The sequence below is a fragment of the Caballeronia sordidicola genome (assembly GCF_002220365.1).
GTDB lineage: Bacteria > Pseudomonadota > Gammaproteobacteria > Burkholderiales > Burkholderiaceae > Caballeronia > Caballeronia sordidicola_C.
This window is the reverse complement of record NZ_MTHB01000020.1, coordinates 1-14,324: the sequence shown is the minus strand read 5'-3', so window position 1 is coordinate 14,324 and position 14,324 is coordinate 1. Positions and strand designations below refer to the sequence as shown.

At 62.1% G+C, this 14,324-nt stretch carries 14 protein-coding genes; 5 read left to right on the top strand and 9 right to left on the bottom strand.

From position 1 onward, the window contains the following. Positions 1 to 31: 31 nt before the first annotated feature. Positions 32 to 799 carry a FadR/GntR family transcriptional regulator gene (locus BSU04_RS02055; RefSeq protein ID WP_179258174.1) on the bottom strand — a complete coding sequence of 256 codons (768 nt, stop codon included), beginning with the start codon at positions 797 to 799 and terminating at the stop codon, positions 32 to 34. Positions 800 to 1,177: 378 nt separating this feature from the next. Beyond that, positions 1,178 to 1,657: a glutathione peroxidase gene (locus tag BSU04_RS02050; RefSeq protein ID WP_089159024.1), complete on the bottom strand. Its 480-nt coding sequence runs from the start codon at positions 1,655 to 1,657 to the stop codon at positions 1,178 to 1,180. 156 nt (positions 1,658 to 1,813) lie between these two features. On the opposite strand from BSU04_RS02050, the gene BSU04_RS02045 reads away from it, so the two are divergent. Continuing rightward, positions 1,814 to 3,760, top strand: a complete 1,947-nt coding sequence (locus BSU04_RS02045; protein WP_089159038.1) for an ATP-binding cassette domain-containing protein — start codon at positions 1,814 to 1,816, stop codon at positions 3,758 to 3,760. Positions 3,761 to 3,792: 32 nt separating this feature from the next. On the opposite strand, the gene BSU04_RS02040 is transcribed toward BSU04_RS02045, so the two are convergent. The 3 genes from BSU04_RS02040 to alr all read right to left on the bottom strand — a co-directional run bounded on the left by BSU04_RS02040 (position 3,793) and on the right by alr (position 6,752). Beyond that, the gene (locus BSU04_RS02040; RefSeq protein WP_089159023.1) at positions 3,793 to 4,056 is read right to left on the bottom strand and encodes a DUF2866 domain-containing protein; all 264 of its coding nucleotides are present in this window, start codon (positions 4,054 to 4,056) and stop codon (positions 3,793 to 3,795) included. A 170-nt stretch (positions 4,057 to 4,226) separates the two neighbouring features. Further along, positions 4,227 to 5,615 (bottom strand): DNA repair protein RadA, encoded by a 1,389-nt coding sequence (radA, locus tag BSU04_RS02035; protein WP_089159022.1) that lies wholly within the window; start codon positions 5,613 to 5,615, stop codon positions 4,227 to 4,229. Positions 5,616 to 5,681: 66 nt separating this feature from the next. Further along, positions 5,682 to 6,752, bottom strand: coding sequence for an alanine racemase (alr, locus tag BSU04_RS02030; protein WP_089159021.1), 1,071 nt, complete (start codon positions 6,750 to 6,752; stop codon positions 5,682 to 5,684). 512 nt (positions 6,753 to 7,264) lie between these two features. Between alr and lplT the strand changes: the two genes are divergently transcribed. From lplT to thiD, 4 genes are all read left to right on the top strand, one after another. After that, the gene (gene lplT, locus BSU04_RS02025; protein ID WP_089159020.1) at positions 7,265 to 8,572 is read left to right on the top strand and encodes a lysophospholipid transporter LplT; all 1,308 of its coding nucleotides are present in this window, start codon (positions 7,265 to 7,267) and stop codon (positions 8,570 to 8,572) included. Positions 8,573 to 8,706: 134 nt separating this feature from the next. After that, the gene (thiM, locus tag BSU04_RS02020) at positions 8,707 to 9,522 is read left to right on the top strand and encodes a hydroxyethylthiazole kinase (protein WP_089159019.1); all 816 of its coding nucleotides are present in this window, start codon (positions 8,707 to 8,709) and stop codon (positions 9,520 to 9,522) included. A gap of 22 nt (positions 9,523 to 9,544) precedes the next feature. Further along, positions 9,545 to 10,171 (top strand): thiamine phosphate synthase, encoded by a 627-nt coding sequence (thiE, locus tag BSU04_RS02015; protein ID WP_089159018.1) that lies wholly within the window; start codon positions 9,545 to 9,547, stop codon positions 10,169 to 10,171. A gap of 15 nt (positions 10,172 to 10,186) precedes the next feature. Continuing rightward, complete coding sequence (gene thiD / locus BSU04_RS02010) at positions 10,187 to 10,993, top strand: bifunctional hydroxymethylpyrimidine kinase/phosphomethylpyrimidine kinase (RefSeq protein ID WP_089159017.1); 807 nt, start codon at positions 10,187 to 10,189, stop codon at positions 10,991 to 10,993. 42 nt (positions 10,994 to 11,035) lie between these two features. On the opposite strand, the gene BSU04_RS02005 is transcribed toward thiD, so the two are convergent. The 4 genes from BSU04_RS02005 to tsaB form a co-directional block, all read right to left on the bottom strand. Further along, complete coding sequence (locus BSU04_RS02005; protein ID WP_089159016.1) at positions 11,036 to 12,097, bottom strand: DUF1853 family protein; 1,062 nt, start codon at positions 12,095 to 12,097, stop codon at positions 11,036 to 11,038. Continuing rightward, the gene (locus BSU04_RS02000) at positions 12,031 to 13,035 is read right to left on the bottom strand and encodes a uracil-DNA glycosylase (RefSeq protein ID WP_089159015.1); all 1,005 of its coding nucleotides are present in this window, start codon (positions 13,033 to 13,035) and stop codon (positions 12,031 to 12,033) included. Before BSU04_RS02000 ends, BSU04_RS02005 begins: the two co-directional genes overlap by 67 nt. After that, positions 13,022 to 13,516, bottom strand: a complete 495-nt coding sequence (rimI, locus tag BSU04_RS01995) for a ribosomal protein S18-alanine N-acetyltransferase (protein WP_089159014.1) — start codon at positions 13,514 to 13,516, stop codon at positions 13,022 to 13,024. Before rimI ends, BSU04_RS02000 begins: the two co-directional genes overlap by 14 nt. Continuing rightward, positions 13,513 to 14,324, bottom strand: an 812-nt coding sequence (gene tsaB, locus BSU04_RS01990; protein WP_256982014.1) for a tRNA (adenosine(37)-N6)-threonylcarbamoyltransferase complex dimerization subunit type 1 TsaB, incomplete at its 5' end; no start/stop codon positions are given. The genes tsaB and rimI, both read right to left, overlap by 4 nt.

Genomic DNA, 14,324 nt, shown 5'->3' with positions numbered 1-14,324 from the left:
ATGGATGCGCCGGTTCGAGGACAGCGCGCGATTACTCAATGTCCTGTGCTTGTGAGTCCGCCTGGCCGGTCGCCTGATCGCCGGCCGCAACCGCAGCGCGGGCAGCGCCCTTCTCCAACGCATTGAAGTCACGTTGGGTGGCGAGCAGCAACCTCGTCATTGCCGCGTGCGCCTCTGCGGGCTCGCGGCTCCGGATTGCAACGAATACCTCCCGATGCTGTTCCAGCGATGCCTGCGCCGACAGCGCTTGCTTGCCGGTCAAGCGAATGCCCGCGTCCAGCGCAGCCCGGACCGTGCCGATCAGTTGCGTGAAGACCCAATTCCCGGCTGCTTCGATAACGCCCGCGTGGAAAGCGACATCCGCTGCCGCCCAGCCCGCGCCGCGCGTGCCATCGGCCTCGCTGGCCATGGCGTTCAGCGAGGCTTCGATACGGTCAAGATCACGCTCGCACGCCCTTGCCGCAGCAAGTTCGGCGGCACGTGGTTCGATCAACAGACGCGCCTCGACCAATGCCTGGAAAAACGACACGTCCTCCACGCGCAAGACCGCCACGCCCAACACAGACGCGTCCAGCAACTTCCACGATTCGCGCGCAAGAACGGTCGCGCCCTTGCGTCGCCGGCTCTCGATCAGCCCGAGTGAAGCAAGCTTCTGCATCGCCTCGCGCGCCGCCGTACGGCTTACGCCGTGCGCGGCGGCAAGTTCCATTTCGTTCGGCAAGGACGAGCCGACCGGATAGGTGCCCGAGACAATTGCGTCGACCAGATGGACAACAATCGCCTCATGCAGCTTCGTCATGGTTGGCGAGTTTTCTAATTTCATCGCAGTGGCTAATTGACGTGGGCCGGAAAAATTAAATCATACATAATTTTCCTGGAGAACATGGAATATGTACGACATAATTTCACACTCATAGCAATCGATAAATGTCGTTGCCGATCGCAGCGGGCTGTCTGGAGATGTCGTCGAGCCCTGTAACGCGCCCTCAGACGAAACACGTCCCTAGCCGCTACGGGCGCGCAGAAGAGCCTCGGGGGCGAGCCCGGGACGCATAGTAAGGAAAGTTGATAGGCGACGCCCGGCCGGCCGACGCCCTTTAGAAAACAGACGATGCAGCAGCGAACTCGACCGGTGTCTCTGTCCAGGTTGGATCAAGTCGCTGGCGCAAATCGGACGTCAGAGCAGCTTTTCGATATCGCTGGAAAGCGCGTCCGGCTTCGTCACCGAGCCGAACCGGGTGATCACGTTGCCTTCCTTGTCGACCAGGAACTTCGTGAAGTTCCACTTGATGCCTTCGGTTCCCAGCACGCCCGGCGCTTCCTCAGTGAGATAACGAAATAGCGGATGCGCGTTCGCCCCGTTCACGTCGATCTTCTCGAACATGGGGAACGTGACCCCGTAGTTCTGCTCGCAAAAGCTGCCAATTTGAGCTGCATCCCCCGGTTCCTGCTTGCCGAACTGATTGCAGGGAAAACCCAGCACCGCAAACCCACGATCCGCGTAACGCTCGTACAGCTCCTGCAAACCCTTGTACTGCGGCGTGAACCCGCACTCGCTCGCAGTGTTCACGATCAACAGCACCTTGCCCTGATAACTGTCCATGCCGACGGTTTCGCCGCCGAGGGTTTCTGCCGAAAACGAGTAGATAGGGTTCATTCGATGCTCCGCTTGAAAAAATTCAGTCTAAGCGAAACGCCGGTCAAAAAACATCCGGCCGAACGGCTAACGGCGCGCCAATGTCAATCAGCGGGTGGCGCGCACCCGCGCCAGTCTAAAATAGCGTTTTCCCGTACTTGTCTGGGTCTCCACGCCGTGATTCGCTTCAACCAGTTCAGCCTTGCCCGCGGCACCAAACCGCTCTTCGAACAGACCACGTTCACGCTCAATCCTGGCGAAAAGGCGGGGCTCATCGGCGCTAACGGCGCGGGAAAGACCACGCTCTTCTCCGTGCTACGCGGCGATCTGCATTCGGACGGGGGCGATTTCTCAATGCCGCCGTCGTGGCAAATCGCGCACGTCGCGCAGGAAACGCCGGCTGTAGAGCGCACCGCGCTCGACTACACGCTTGACGGCGACACGCAATTGCGGCGCATCGAAGCGCGGATTGCAGCGGCATCGGCGGCCCACGATGGGGCAGCCGAAGCCGACGCACACGCCGCTTTCGCTGACGCCGACGGTTACACCGCACCCGCCCGCGCCGAAACCCTGCTGATCGGCCTGGGGTTCACGCTTGCGCAAACAAAGGACCCCGTGGCGAGCTTCTCCGGCGGCTGGCGCATGCGCCTGAACCTGGCGCAAGCGCTGATGTGCCGCTCGGACCTGCTGCTGCTGGACGAGCCCACGAATCACCTGGATCTCGATGCGATCATCTGGCTGGAAGACTGGCTGCATCGCTATCCGGGAACGCTGATCGTGATTTCGCACGATCGCGAATTCCTCGATTCCGTCTGCAACGTGACGCTGCATCTGGAGAACCGGCAAATCAAGCGCTACGGCGGCAATTACAGCCAGTTCGAAATCCTGCGCGCGCAACAAATCGCGTTGCAGCAAAGCGCGTATGTGAAGCAGCAAAAGACGGTGGAGCATCTGCAAAGCTTCATCAACCGCTTCAAGGCGCAGGCGACCAAAGCGAAGCAGGCGCAAAGCCGGGTGAAGGCGCTTGAACGGATGGAAATCATCGCTCCGGCGCATGCTTCTTCGCCTTTCACGTTCGAATTCCGCACGCCCGATGCCGCGCCGAACCCCATGATGGTGATGGAATCCGTGCGCTGCGGTTATCACACAGAAGCCGGTGAAGTACCGATCGTGGAAGGTGTCACGCTTTCCATTCAGAACGGTCAGCGAATCGGTTTGCTGGGTGCGAACGGTCAGGGGAAATCGACGCTCATCAAGACGCTGGCCGGCACGCTTGAAGCGCTCAGTGGCAAGGTGCGCGAGGGCAAGGGCTTGCGTATCGGCTATTTCGCGCAGCATCAGCTTGAAACCCTGCGTCCCCAGGACTCCGCGCTGGAGCATGTCGCGCGGCTCGCGCCCGACACACGCGAACAGGAATTACGCGATTTCCTCGGCGGCTTCAATTTTTCCGGTGAGATGGCGACCGCGAAGATCGCGCCATTTTCCGGAGGAGAAAAAGCCCGGCTCGCGCTTGCGCTGATCATTTGGCAAAAGCCGAATTTGCTGTTGCTCGATGAACCGACGAACCATCTGGATCTCGAAACGCGTCACGCGCTGACCATGGCGCTTGCGCAGTTCGAAGGCACATTGATTCTGGTGTCGCATGATCGTCATTTGCTCCGTGCCACCACGGATAATTTCATGCTCGTGGCAAAACATCGGCTGCAGCCGTTCGACGGCGATCTCGACGATTACCGCGACTGGCTGCTGCAACACGCGGCCGACCAGCGGGCTGCCGCCAAGGAGATGGTCAGCAACGGCAATGGTGGAACAGCAGATGATTCGCTGGAATCGGGGCAGAACCGCAAGGAGCAGCGTCGCCTGGAGGCGCAAGAGCGGCAGAAACTCTCGCATTTGAAAAAGCCGCTGCAATCGCGGATTTCGAAGATCGAGAAGGAGATGGACAAGCTGAATGCCGAGAAAGCGCAGCTTGATATTTTCGTGGCCGATGCCGCCAGTTACGAGCCCGCCATGAAGACGCAACTCACGGAATCGATTCGCCGTCAGGCCGATGTGAACGCTCGACTGGAGACGCTCGAAGCGCAATGGCTCGAGGCGCACGAGGAACTGGAGCAGATTGGCTGAAAGGCCGCCGCAGAGTCGGCTCTAGCGCTGCCCTAGCGACGCGGCAGCGTTTGCCGCGGCATTCCTTCGTCGTCGACCAGTACGTGTTTGCGGCCCTTCACGTGGCGCCGAATGGTCGCCACCACTTCATCTTCGGTCACGTCTACCGCCACGACACGACGCGATATTTGCCCTTCAGCGTCGATCCACTCGACAATCCGGCAACCGCCGCCCCATGGCTGCTGGATGGGCGCGGACACACGGCAGCCGCGCAGATGGAATGTTGGGCGAGACAAAGTTTGATTTGCGTGTTTCAAGGCGTGGTCCTTTTTCCTTTGCCGCTCGTATCCGGGTTTGTCGCGATACAAGGATAGAAAAAGGACGCCCCGCGTGGGTTACACGAACCTCGCGGTTTTTTACACGACATTACTAAGGGACGGATCGACGACGCCCTGGCGACATGAGCCCAGCGCGGCGCTGAGCAACGTCAGGCGAGCGAGCGCACGCGATCGATTGCCTCGTCAATCCGGTCGACCGCGATCACTTCCAACCCCTCGATAGGTTGCTTCGGCGCATTCGCCTTTGGAATCAGCGCGATAGAGAAGCCCAGTTTCGCCGCCTCCTTCAGACGGTCCTGACCCCGTGGCGACGGCCTGATTTCACCTGCCAGCCCTACTTCGCCAAACACGATCAGCCCCTTTGGCAGCGCCTTGTTGCGCATCGACGAATGGATAGCGAGCAATACGGCCAGATCGGCCGCGGGTTCTGTGATCTTCACGCCGCCCACCGCGTTCAGGAATACATCCTGATCGAAGCACGCAATGCCCGCATGCCTATGCAACACGGCCAGCAGCAATGCGAGCCGGTTCTGCTCAAGCCCCACAGCGAGACGGCGAGGATTCGGGACATGCGCGGTATCGACAAGCGCCTGCACTTCCACCAACAACGGCCGCGAACCTTCCTGTGTCACCAGCACGCACGAACCTGGCACGCTCTGCTCATGCTGCGATAAAAACAGCGCCGATGGGTTCGCCACGCCCCGCAAACCGCGCTCGGTCATCGCGAATACGCCGAGTTCGTTCACCGCGCCGAAGCGGTTCTTGAACGCGCGCACGAGCCGGAACGATGAATGAGTGTCGCCTTCGAAGTAGAGCACCGTGTCCACGATGTGTTCGAGCACGCGCGGCCCGGCGAGATTGCCTTCCTTCGTCACGTGCCCGACCATGATGATGGTCGTGCCCGTCTGCTTCGCGATCCGCGTGAGTTGCGCCGCGCATTCCCGCACCTGTGCGACCGATCCAGGCGCGGAGGTCAGCGCTTCGGAATAAACAGTCTGGATCGAATCGATCACCGCAACTTCCGGCCGCTCTGTATCGATAGTCGCCTGGATACGCTCGAGCTGGATTTCCGCCAGCAAGCGCAAATCAGGCGCTGCATTACCGGAATCGCCGAGCAGGCCGAGCCGCTGTGCGCGCAATGCGATCTGCGCGCCGGACTCTTCGCCGCTGATATAAAGCGCGGGCCGCTCACGTGCGATCTCCGCCAGCGATTGCAGCAGCAGCGTGGATTTTCCGATACCCGGATCGCCGCCGATCAGCACCACGCCGCCAGCCACCAGGCCGCCGCCCAGCACCCGGTCGAATTCACCAATACCCGTGGTAAAGCGCGGCACGTCCGACGCTTCGATCTCAGACAAGCGCTGCACCGCAGAGGTCTTCGCAAGTGCCTGAAAGCGATGCGCCGACGGCGTCTCCGCCACCGACTCGACCAGCGTGTTCCACGTTCCGCATGCGGGACATTGACCTTGCCATTTCGGCGCCTGGCCGCCGCATTCGGTACATACGTACAGTGTCTTGACCTTCGCTACTTTCGCCACTCGCCTTCCTGAATTCCGTCGTTATTTCCGTCGCCACCTGCTCACGCCACCGCACCAGCGAACGTTCTACTCTGCCCGCATCGGCACGCGCGGCGCAACTGCGCACATCAACTCATAACCGATCGTGCCGCACGCAGCGGCCACGTCGTCGATCGGCAGCTTCGTGCCCCACAACTCCACGGGCGCACCAATTCCCGCGTTCGGCACCGGGGTCAGGTCGACCGTCAGCATGTCCATGGACACCCGACCGACAATCCGCGTCACTACGCCATCGACGATAACCGGCGTACCTTCAGGCGCCACTCGAGGATAACCGTCCGCATAACCGCACGCCACTATGCCGATCCGCATAGGACCTGTAGCTGAGAACACCGAACCGTAGCCCACCGAGTGACCCGCCGGCACCGCCTGCACGGCGATCAGCTCGGAGGCAAGCGTCATGGCGGGCTTCAATCCAGTGGTGGCGATATCGGCCGTTTTACCCGAAGGCGAGCCGCCGTACAAAATGATGCCGGGCCGCACCCAGTCGAAATGCGCCGCTGCATGCCACAGCGTGGCCGCGGAGTTGGCAAGGCTGCGCGCGCCCGCAATGCCTTCGGCACCGCGTTCGAACGCTTCGAGTTGATGACTGATACCGCGCGGACCGTCGGCATCGGAAAAATGCGTCATCAGCGTAATCTGGCCAATGCCCTGCACCGCCCGCGCCCGTTCCCACGCTGCCCGGAAACGCTCCGGCGTATAACCGAGCCGGTTCATGCCGCTGTTCATTTTCAACTGGATATTGACCGGCTTCGACAGTCGCGCCATTTCCAGCATCCGCAACTGTTCATCGCAATGCACTCCCGTCGTCAGGCTGTAACGATCGATCACGTCGATATCCGTCGGACGGAAAAACCCTTCCAGCAGCAGGATAGGACCTGCCCAACCCAGCTCACGCAACTTAACCGCTTCTTCAAGGTCAAGAAGACCGAAGCCGTCCGTTGCGCGCAATCCGGGGAACGCTCGCGCCACACCATGGCCATATGCATTAGCCTTGACCACGGCCCATATCTTGGATTTCGGCGCATGACGGCGTGCGACGGCGAGATTGCTGGCAAGTGCGGCGGTGTGGATCGTGGCGGATATCGGGCGCGGCATGGGAGGTCGGTTGGAGAAAACAGGTGATTATGCAAGAGCGGACTGTAGCTCGACGATTGTCTGAAGGCTGCGTTTCCAGCCGGCACGGAGGCGGCCGATCGTGCCCTATTGATGATCTATCGAAAGCGATCGGCCGCTTGGGATGGATCACGTCAGCGATCAATCATTGCATATGATGGCCGCTTGCTAAGAGACCGTGCACACGGTGATAAATTCGAAAATACCCGATTTGGTGAACCAATAGCTGAATCGGTACCCGAATCAATACCCGAATCAATACCTTATCGCTACCTTGCAGACCGGTGACGTTCCGGCCTGAACGTCTGCGAATTGTCATGCAGGTTACTGCTAGTCAGAATGCGCCTATTTTCGTGTTATAAAGCCGTGCACACAACCCATTTCGAACAGAAATTGCCTGAACGGGAGCCTGAGCGCAAGCCCGGACGCGAGAGACGAGCGCGCCGCGTGCGAGCGGGGCGGATTACCCGCAGTGCGGACTAGCATCGGATCAGATGAAAAAAGGTTTTTACACCATCATGGCCGCGCAGTTTTTCTCGTCGCTGGCCGACAACGCCCTTCTGATCGCTGCGATCGCACTGCTGAAAGATCTTCACGCTCCGAACTGGATGACGCCGCTGCTCAAGCTGTTTTTTGTGCTGTCATACGTAGTTCTGGCCGCTTTCGTCGGTGCCTTCGCAGACTCGAGACCGAAGGGCCACGTGATGTTCGTCACCAACTCGATCAAGGTCGTCGGCTGCCTGACGATGCTGGTCGGTGCGCATCCGTTGCTCGCCTATGGCATTGTCGGGTTCGGCGCCGCTGCGTATTCGCCCGCGAAATACGGCATTCTCACCGAGCTGTTGCCGGCTGACCGGCTGGTCGCGGCGAACGGCTGGATCGAGGGCACGACGGTAGGTTCGATCATCCTGGGCACCGTCATGGGCGGTGCGTTGATCAGTCCGCACATTGCCTCGCACATTCTTCAGTTGCACATTCCGAAGGTCGATACCCCTGCCGAAGGCGCCATGCTCGTGATCGTGCTCATGTACATTGTCGCGGCCATCTTCAATCTGCGGATTCCCGACACGGGCGCGCGTTATCCGAAGCAGGAACATCGGCCGATCAAACTGATCACCGATTTCGCCGATTGTTTCAACGCGCTCTGGAACGACAAGCTCGGCCAGATCTCGCTTGCCGTGACCACGCTGTTCTGGGGCGCGGGCGCGACGCTGCAGTTCATCGTGCTCAAATGGGCGGAAGTGTCGCTCGGCATGTCGTTGTCCGAGGCCGCCATTTTGCAGGCGATCATCGCGGTCGGCGTCGCGGTCGGCGCTATTCTCGCGGCCGCCCGCGTGCCGCTGAAGAAGTCGCTTTCCGTGCTGCCGGTCGGCATCATGATGGGCGTTGCGGTGATGCTGCTCGCGTTCTATTCGAAGCATCTGTTTCCCGTGCACTGGGGCATCTATTTCGGCCGGATGCATATTCCGGGTTATTTGATCGTCGCGTATATCTTCCTGATGATCGTGGGCGGCCTGTCGGGCTTTTTCGTGGTGCCAATGAATGCGCTGCTGCAGCATCGCGGCCACGTGCTGTTGTCGGCGGGTCACTCTATTGCAGTGCAAAACTTCAACGAGAACCTCTCGGTGCTCGTGATGTTGTGCCTGTACGCAGTGCTCGTCTGGCTCGACGTGCCGATTCAATTCGTGATCGTGCTGTTCGGCACCTTCGTCTGCCTGATGATGTACTTTGTCATGCGGCGGCATCAGGCGAATCAGCGGGCCTTCGATTCGGTCGCGCTGATCGGCGAATCACGTCATTGAGACGTCATTGAGCGGTGGCCAGGGCGTGTGGATCACCCCTGGCCGAACCAGACCAAAGCCTGAGGCCACACTGGGCACTCAGCCGCCCGGCGCGCGATAATCCCGCTTATCACCATTTTCTTTACACCCTGCCCATGCTCGCCGCCGATCTCTATTCGTTCGCCGTGCGCGTGCGCGAACGCGCGCCGCTCGTCCACTGCCTGACGAATCTCGTTGTCACGAACTTCACGGCGAACGTGCTGCTCGCGCTGGGCGCCGCACCCGCAATGGTCATCGCCCGCGAGGAAGTGGGTGAATTCGTGCCGCTGGCCAACGCGGTATCGGTGAATCTCGGCACGCTCGACTTGCCGCAAAGCAAGGCGATTCGCGCCGCCGTCGAGGCCGCCCATCGCGCGCACAAACCGTGGGTACTCGATCCCGTCGCGGTCGGCCCGCTGAGTTTTCGCACGGCATTCGCGTTCGATCTGCTCGATGCACATCCGACCGTGATTCGCGGCAACGCGTCGGAGATCATCAGCTTGTCGGGTGGCGAATCCAGCGCACGCGGCGTCGACAGCACTGCTTTCGCCGAAGCCGCGCTCGACGCAGCCCAACTTCTCGCGCTGAATACAGGCGCTGTTGTCGCCGTCACCGGTCAAACCGATTACGTCACCGACGGCCGCCGGACGATCGCGCTCTCGAACGGATCGCCGTTGATGACACGCGTGACCGGCGTGGGCTGCGCGCTATCAGCGACGGTCGCGGCATTTGTGGGCGGTGCCGATCACGATGACCGCTGGGCCGCGACAGTCGCCGCTATCGCCTATTCGAGCATCGCGGGCGAATTGGCATCGCGCGACGCCGCATTGCCCGGCAGTTTCGCGGTCGCGTATCTCGACAGGTTGGCATCGCTCGATGCCAACCTGTTCGCCGCCACGCTCGTGTCTCGCGACGTGGCATCCGGCGCGTGATGAAGCTCGAATGATCCCTCGCATGGACCTTGATCTCGCGCTGTATCTCGTCCTCGATCCCGTCCAGTGCGGCGGCCATGCACGCGCGCTCGATGTCACGCGGGCGGCGCTCGCTGGCGGCGTCACGATCGTGCAACTGCGCGCGCCCGAATGGCACAAACGCGCGTGGCTTGAGCTTGCGCTCGATCTGTTGCCGCTTACGCGCCGGTATGGCGTGCCGCTCATCATCAATGACCATCTGGATGTCGCGCTCGCAGCTGGCGCCGATGGCGTGCATATCGGCCAGAACGACTTGCCGCCGGATGTCGCCAGGAAGCTGCTTGGGGCACAGGCGCTGATCGGGCTGTCGGTATCGGATGCGCTGCAGGTCGATCATGCCAACACACTAGGCGCCATGATCGATTACGTCGGCGTGGGCCCGGTATTCGATACGCCGACCAAGCCGGACGCATCGGCGGCATGCGGTATCGACGGCCTCGGCGCGTTGTGTGCCCGCTCTCTTCATCAGACGGTGGCGATCGGCGGAATCCAGCTGCACAACGCCGCCGCTGTCAAACGCGTGGGGCCGGGCGGTATCGCGGTGGTATCCGCGATCTGCACCGCTGTCGACCCGCAACTCGCCGCACGGCAATTGCACGAAGCCTCTTGAATCCTCTTGAAGACCATGACCCATCCGATCCCCAACGTCCTCACCATCGCCGGTTCCGATTCCGGCGGCGGCGCGGGCATCCAGGCCGACCTCAAGGCGTTCTCGGCGCTCGGCGCTTACGGGTTGTCCGTTATCACTGCCCTCACCGCGCAGAACACGCGCGGCGTGACGGCTATTCATACGCCCGACGCGTCGTTCGTCTCCGCTCAGCTTGACGCCGTTTTCGACGACATCCGCATCGATGCCGTGAAGATCGGCATGCTCGCCAATGCCAATGTAGTGCGCGCGGTAGCGGCGGCGTTGCGTCGATATCGGCCGGTGCATGTGGTGCTTGATACCGTGATGATTTCCAAGAGCAATCACGCTTTGCTTGCGCCGGATGCAGTGGCGGCGTTGCGCGAAGAACTGCTGCCGCTCGCGACGCTGGTCACACCAAATTTGCCGGAAGCGGCTGCGTTGCTGAACGTGGCGTCAGCCCAAGATGAAGACGCAATGGTGCGCCAGGGCGAAGCGCTGCGAGCATTGGGCGCGCGGGCAGTGTTGATGAAAGGCGGCCATCTGAGTTCCGCCGATAGCCCCGACTGGCTGATCGAGGACAGCGGATCGCTGCGGCTTGGCGGGCCGCGCGTGCCGGTGAAGAACACGCATGGGACGGGGTGCACGTTGTCGTCGTCGATTGCGGCGCTGCTGCCCCAACGTGACTCGCTCACTGCCGCTACCGCCGACGCCAAGCTTTATCTGACCGGCGCGATTGAACAGAGCACGCGGCTGGAAGTCGGGCACGGAGTTGGCCCGGTGCATCATTTTTTCAGGTGGTGGTGAGGTCAGGTTTGCTACGCGTGAGCTCGACCGGGTCAAGCATGCCTAAGTCGCGAAGTCAGTCGCGAAGTCAGTCGCGAAGTCCGCGGCGCGCGCCGGCCATTCATCGGGCACGATAAAACCGCGCGAGTGCTCGCGCCAAACATCGCCGGTCGAGGAGTCGTGGCCGTCGTAGCGCTCGTAACGCTCGTAGCGCGCGACCATGATCGGCGACGACAGCGTTGCTACGCGCTCAGACAAAACCGCCGTCTGCTCAACCAGCGCATCCCCCTCTTGCGCCGATAAAATTCGTTCTGCCATCCATCCCAATCTCGGCAACGAAGCAAACAGTCCATCGGCCTTCGAGTCCCGCCACTCCGACGCCGTTTTCCACCAGCCTCGCAGATGATCGCCGGCAAGTTCGGGTGGCGGGTTCGACACGAGACTGCGATTGAGACCGTCATCGCGATAAAACAAGCGCCCTTTGACGAACATCTCGGCGCGCCACGGACCTTCGAAACCGAGCGTCACGAACTCATCGCGCGCACTCAGACCCAACTGATGATTCAAGAGCCTCGCGTGCTTCAGGTCGAAGCGATCCTGCAGATTCGGACCGACGTAGTGAGCTAGCGTCGCGGCCCCCTTACCCTCGCCGATGTGCAGATAAAACTTCACCGCGAGTTCCCAGTGCAGCCGATCGCCACGCACGTTCTCCAACAGGAAGTCGACTTCGCCGAGCGTACGTTCAGCCGTGCGCAATGGAATGTTCGCCGCGATCAGCCGCGCGTGCGGGCCATGTGTGAGGAAGTATTCGAGCAACGCTTCGGCGTAGAAGCCGAGCCGCGTCAGCGACGGTTTGTGAACCTGCGCGTGGAGCGCCGCGGGGTCGCGATCGAGCGCAGCGAGCCAGACGAGCGCGGCTTCGCGCTCTATCTCGGTTGCGGTGGGACGAGCGAGCGGCGCGCCCGCGTGCGAAGCGCTCAGCAAGTCCGGCGAGAACAACAGCCACGCGAGATCCCGAACAGCGGGATCGTGGAATGGCGTGATCGTGTCCGCAGGCGTCACGGGCCGTCTGCCGCCTGCAGCGACTTGCGATAAGTAGCCTGGGCAAGACACAGATCGGCCCATGCCTTGGCTTTATCGGGGAGACTGCGCAACAAGTAGGCTGGGTGATACGTGACGATGACCGGCACACCTTGATAGTCGTGCACCCGTCCCCGCAGCGACGCAATGCTCGCCTCCGTCTTAAGCAGGCTCTGTGCGGCAAACCGTCCAAGCGCAACAATCAGCTTGGGTTTGACCAGCTCGACCTGCCGCTTCAGATAGGGCTCGCAGCGCGCGACTTCATCGAGTTCCGGATTGCGGTTACCGGGCGGGCGGCACTTGATCACGTTCGCAATGAAGACGTTGTCCTCACGCGATAACGCCACCGCGTGCAGCATGCTGTCGAGCAACTTGCCCGCCTGACCGACGAACGGCTCGCCCAGCTTGTCCTCGTTCTCACCGGGTGCTTCTCCGATCAGCATCCAGTCCGCGTCCCGGTCACCCACGCCGAACACCGAGTTCGTGCGACGCTCGCACAAGCGGCAGCGTTCGCACACGGCGACCCGAGCGGCCAGCGTGTCCCAATCGAGGGTCGCGATATCGGCGGCCGTGTCGTCGATGGTTTCCGAAGCCGCAAGTGATTGCGGCGGCGCGTCGTCGAGCCAGGGGAGGTCATCGAAGACTGGCGGCTCGGCAGCATCGGCCCGGGACGAGTCGATCTCTGCAGACGGCGCCTGACGCGCGTTGCCCTGGCTAGTCTGGGCGGCGGAGAGAGCGGCATCGAGCGCCGTGAGGGTATCGACTGGATCCGCTTTCCGGGCCACCGGCGCGTGCGCGGCTTCCACCGGCACGCGCGGAGCCGGCCGATGCACCTCGGCGGCATGATCGAGCGCAATCGCCGTCGATTCTGCCGACTGATCAGGCAAGGCCGTGGACGATTCAGCCGAAGCCGAAGCCGCTCCCCGCCTCACCCAGAGCGTTCCCAGCCCGAACTCTTCCAGCATCGACTTATGCAGCGCCATTCACGGCCTCCTTTGAAAACGTCAGACGCATGACGAGTGCATCCTCGCGCGAGCGGTGCCGCGCGGGGTAATAGTTTTTGCGCCGCCCGATGGTGGCGAAACCAAAGCGCTCGTAAAGCTGAATGGCGCGCGGATTCGACGGCCGCACTTCCAGCAGTACGCCCTCGAGTTTCTGATGCCGCGAGATGCGCACCGCTTCGCGCAACAACGTGAGCCCGGCGCCGGCGTGTTGTGCCTGGGGCGCGACGCACAGGTTCAGCAAATGCATTTCGTCGACGACCGGCATCAACACGCAATAACCCAGCAAGGTCCCGGTGACATGGCGCAGGCACAAGCCGAAATAGCCGTTGCGCAGCGAGTCCTGGAAATTGCCACGGGTCCAGGGAAACTCGTAAGCGAGCTTCTCGATGGCGGCGACCTCATCGAGATCGGCTTCCGTCATCGACGACAGATAACGATCCGCCATCAACACGCCGCTCACCGGAGAGGCTCCGTCGTTTGAACGACCGCAGCGGCCGGGCCGGCCTGACCGGCTTGATCTCCAGCAGCAGCAACCGCGGCGGCAGCTTTGGCGGCACGCGCGTCCATCCGCTCGGCGGTGGTCTGCGCGACCTTGTTGCGTACGTACTCCGGCGCGGCCTGATCCGGCGCGACCGTCCGGCCGGCACGCAGCGCGCGCAAGCCGGCAAGCGCCACGGGCAACGCATGCGGCAGCGCATCGAAATCGATACGACACGCCGGGGCGGCCGGCATGGGCAACCGTTCGCCGAAAGCCGCCGCCGCATTGCCCGCCAGCGTGAACGGCTCGTCCGGCCGGACAATCGCCTCGGGCAGATCAAGCGATGCGGCCTGGACCGTAGCCCACTCGCCCGCCGCTCCCGCCACTGGATCCCAGCGGAAGTCCGCCCAGTACGCTTCGTTCATGCGGGCGTCGAGCGCCGCCAGCACGCGCGTCGCCGATGGGTCGTGCAAGCGCGCGAACTCCGCGCAGGCGAGCAACGTGCCGACCGGCACCACCGGCACGCTCAACCCGAAAGCCAGCCCCTGCGCGACGCCGGTTGCCGTGCGCAAACCGGTAAATGAGCCAGGGCCGGCGCCGAACGCGATCGCGGAGCAATCCTTGAGCGCCAGGCCGGCGGTATCGAATAATTCGCGGATCGCGGGCAGCAAGCGCGTGCTGGATACCGGCCCCGTCAATTCATGGCTGAACCAGACGCGAACTTCACCAGCAGAGTAATGAGGAGCGCTTCCATTGGCGGCAGGAGCGGCAGGAGCGGCGGCCGCGCCTG

Excerpts from the sequence above, each read along its gene's own strand:
- BSU04_RS02055 (WP_179258174.1), bottom strand. The coding sequence starts at position 799 with ATGACGAAGCTGCATGAGGCGATTGTTGTCCATCTGGTCGACGCAATT.
- BSU04_RS02050 (WP_089159024.1), bottom strand. The coding sequence starts at position 1,657 with ATGAACCCTATCTACTCGTTTTCGGCAGAAACCCTCGGCGGCGAAACC.
- alr (WP_089159021.1), bottom strand. The coding sequence starts at position 6,752 with ATGCCGCGCCCGATATCCGCCACGATCCACACCGCCGCACTTGCCAGC.
- lplT (WP_089159020.1), top strand. The coding sequence starts at position 7,265 with ATGAAAAAAGGTTTTTACACCATCATGGCCGCGCAGTTTTTCTCGTCG.
- thiM (WP_089159019.1), top strand. The coding sequence starts at position 8,707 with ATGCTCGCCGCCGATCTCTATTCGTTCGCCGTGCGCGTGCGCGAACGC.
- thiE (WP_089159018.1), top strand. The coding sequence starts at position 9,545 with ATGGACCTTGATCTCGCGCTGTATCTCGTCCTCGATCCCGTCCAGTGC.
- thiD (WP_089159017.1), top strand. The coding sequence starts at position 10,187 with ATGACCCATCCGATCCCCAACGTCCTCACCATCGCCGGTTCCGATTCC.
- BSU04_RS02005 (WP_089159016.1), bottom strand. The coding sequence starts at position 12,097 with ATGGGCCGATCTGTGTCTTGCCCAGGCTACTTATCGCAAGTCGCTGCA.
- BSU04_RS02000 (WP_089159015.1), bottom strand. The coding sequence starts at position 13,035 with ATGGCGCTGCATAAGTCGATGCTGGAAGAGTTCGGGCTGGGAACGCTC.